Annotated in this window: 3 protein-coding genes and 1 pseudogene; 1 reads left to right on the top strand and 3 read right to left on the bottom strand. The window is 70.4% G+C overall.

The window, feature by feature from the left end; all coding sequences use genetic code 11:
• Positions 1-191 (bottom strand): annotated as a pseudogene (locus tag J1C73_RS34340) (sulfite exporter TauE/SafE family protein); the annotation flags it as partial.
• 85 nt (positions 192-276) lie between these two features.
• Here J1C73_RS34340 and J1C73_RS00840 point away from each other — a divergent pair.
• Positions 277-1,068 carry an AraC family transcriptional regulator gene (locus J1C73_RS00840; RefSeq protein WP_207314605.1) on the top strand — a complete coding sequence of 264 codons (792 nt, stop codon included), beginning with the start codon at positions 277-279 and terminating at the stop codon, positions 1,066-1,068.
• 304 nt (positions 1,069-1,372) lie between these two features.
• On the opposite strand, the gene J1C73_RS00835 is transcribed toward J1C73_RS00840, so the two are convergent.
• Both J1C73_RS00835 and J1C73_RS00830 read right to left on the bottom strand, forming a co-directional pair.
• Complete coding sequence (locus J1C73_RS00835; RefSeq protein ID WP_207314604.1) at positions 1,373-1,807, bottom strand: GNAT family N-acetyltransferase; 435 nt, start codon at positions 1,805-1,807, stop codon at positions 1,373-1,375.
• A 612-nt stretch (positions 1,808-2,419) separates the two neighbouring features.
• The coding region (locus J1C73_RS00830; RefSeq protein ID WP_207314603.1) for an MFS transporter at positions 2,420-3,074 on the bottom strand (655 nt) is incomplete at its 5' end.

Here is a 3,074-nt window from a genome sequence, read left to right as displayed (position 1 = left end):
GCGGTCGCGAAGCCCGCGTTCACCACCATCACCAGAGCCGAGGTGGCCGTCGCCACCCGCATCGCGTCCGCGCCGAGTGCGGCGTCCGCCCACACGACGACCGGCACCGCGACGAATCCGCCGCCGAAGCCGAACAACACCGTCGTCATCCCTGTGAGGAGTCCGATCCCTGTCAATGCCACAACGTCCATGGGCCCCACTCCACCAGCGCGGGCAGGTTGCTCGCATTCGATGGTCGGCACGATTCCTTCGCGTCTCGGCCAGTAGGGTGGACGGGTGAAGAACGTGCCCCTTGCCGACGTCGACCAGGCCGACCGGGCCGTCCTGCCGATCGGCACCGACTACCCGCCCGGCCACGTACTGGACTGGCACGAGCACCGGCGCGCGCAGTTCCTCTACGGCGCCACCGGGGTCATGATCGTCGACACCGCCGAGGGCACCTGGACCGTTCCGCCCGAACGCGCCGTGCTGATCCCGGCCGCCACCCGGCATCGGGTCCACATGCTGGGAGTGAGCACCAGGAGTCTGTACATCGAGCCGGATGCCGTCCCGTGGTGGCCCGTGAGCTGCACGGTCGTAGACGTTTCGGCGCTGCTGCGCGAGTTGCTCCTGGTCGCTGTCGGGTTCGAGATCGACTACGGCCTGTCCGGGCGGGAGGGAGCCATCGCCGCGCTCCTCCTCCACGAGATCGCCGAGCGGGCCCCGCTCCCGTTCCATGTCGGGATTCCCGCCTCCGCCGACCTCGCGAGGCTCTGCCGCGCGTATCTGGCCGCCCCGGACGCGGGTGTCACCAATGCCGCGTGGGCCGCACGGACGGCCATGAGCGAACGGGCCTTCACCCGGCGCTTCCGCTCCGAGGCCGGCGACAGCCCTGCCGTCTGGCGGGCCCGCGCCCGGCTGCTCGCGGCCGTTCCGCTGCTGCGGACCGCGTCGGTGAGCGAGGTCGGTGGCCGTCTGGGCTACGCCTCTCCCGCCGCGTTCACCGCGGCCTTCACGCGCACCTTCGGCCTGCCCCCGTCCCGCTTCGCCGCGAGCCGCCAGGGCGTCGGCCGCAGCCGCAACTCCTGAGCGGTCCGTGGCACTTCAGCGTCTCCTCGCCCTGGCTGCAGGCCACGACGCGGGGCCGAATCGCCTGCCGCTGCCGCCGACGTGTCGCAGAGCGGTCGGCCATGCGGAGTACGAGGTGTCCGGTTGCCCGGTCGGCGAGGCGGCCCGGGGAGCGGGAGCCTGTGACGGGCGGCAAGCCGTCTGTCGGTGCGGTGGGTTGAAGGTACGCACCTGGACTCGGTGTGCCGTGGCCTCGGCACCTGGTCGTGCGGTTCGGCTGAGGTCGTCCCGCCCCCTACCCCGTATCGGTTGAGACGCAGGACCATCAGTCCAGGGTGAATCGAAAGACCTTCGAGTCCCGCTGCTGGAATCCCGCTCGTTCATAGAGTCGGTTCGCTGCCTCACGCGACGGACGCGACGTCAGGTCGACCGTCCGCGCTCCTGCGTCCGCCGCCGATTCGAGGGCCCGGTCGATCAGAACCCTGCCGACGCCGTGGCCACGTGCGCCCGCGTCGACCACCACGTCCTCGATGTGAGCCCGCAGACCGGACGGCAAGGGTGTCATCACCAGCGTCAGCATCCCGACGATCACGCCCTCGACCCGGGCCACCAGCAACGTATTGGTGCCGCAGTCCGTCAAGGTCCTCACTGCCTCATGGTCCAGAGGAGCGGCCCTGGACGACAGCTGCGGAAGGAGACGGGCAAACGCCTCCACCAGTTCATCGGTCGTCTCGTGAACAATCTCGGTCTCAACGCTCATGCTCCGGAATCTATCGGCTCCTACGCGTTGCCGGGTCGGTGGACTGGCCACCCGGCCGGGCAGATCTCGCGGAGTGTCATCGATCACGGCGACGCCGATGTGTCCTGGCCGGGCCACTTCGCGGGTGGGAGCGACAGCCGGGAGGGCTTCCTCCTCGGGGCATCAGTGAGCGCTCACCCGGCGGGACGAAGACGAAACTGCGGCATCGCCTCAGGCGCCCGGACAGAACCGTTCCCGAGTCGCGGGTCCTGTGGATTCCGGGCTCTCCGTTGTGCTGTTCAGAGGTGGGACAGGCACCGTCAGAGTTCCACGCCCGACGACCAGGCTGTCAGAGGGGCACTCCCCGGTTGAGCCGAGGGGGGGCCGACGAATGCCGCGAGTTCGCCCTCGCGAAGGACTACCACCGCGTCACAGGTGCACCGGCAGTACTCGACCTCACCTGCCGACGTCGAGTGCCTCGACAGCAACTGCCACGAAGGCTGTCGCCGAGCGGCCGGGCAGCCCCAGTCCTGGAGGGGGCAGGTGTCCTGCGACGGCGTACCCGACGAACCGTTCACGTCGTCGGCCCGCTTCGGCCGTCCGGCTGCCGGACGTGCGGGTTGGTCCGCCGCGTCAGCGGTGATCGCGAGGGGGCGAGAGTTCGGCATCCGTGTCGTCTCCGGTCTGCCGCGCCGCCGCCCTGAGCTTCGGCGCGGCGGGTTCGGGCAGTGTGCGGAACAGCAGCCAGCTCAGAGCGGGCATCAGGATCAGTGGGGTCAGGGCGGTGCGCAGGGAGGTCGCGTCGGCGACACTGCCGATGAGTGGGGCGGCCAGGCCGCCGATGCTGACGGTCAGCCCGAGGGTGATCCCGCTGGCGGTCCCGACGCGGGTGGGCAGGTAGTCCTGGCCGAGCGTGACCTGGAGCGAGAAGGGGACGTACAGGCCGGCGGAGGTCAGCACCACGAACACGTAGATCGCCGGGCCGGGTACGAAGACGACCCCCGCGACAGCGGCGACCGAGACGAGGTACGACCAGCGGGCGACGGCGACCCGGCTCCAGCGGCCGGCCAGGCTGCCGCCCAGTACGGAACCCACCGCGCCGCCGAGATAGAGCACGAACAGTGCCGCGGTGCCCGCCGCCGTACTGCCGCCGAGACGCTGCTTGACGTAGAGCGAGATGAATGTGCTCAGGCCGATGAAGGCGATGGACCGGCAGACCACGGCCAGCGACAGCTTCACGAACGAGAGCTTGTCGTCGGTGCCCGTCCCGGCCGCACGGCCGGAGCCA

It is taken from the genome of Streptomyces laculatispora, from assembly GCF_017353455.1.
Lineage (GTDB): Bacteria > Actinomycetota > Actinomycetes > Streptomycetales > Streptomycetaceae > Streptomyces > Streptomyces laculatispora.
This window is presented reverse-complemented; position numbering and strand designations above follow the sequence as displayed.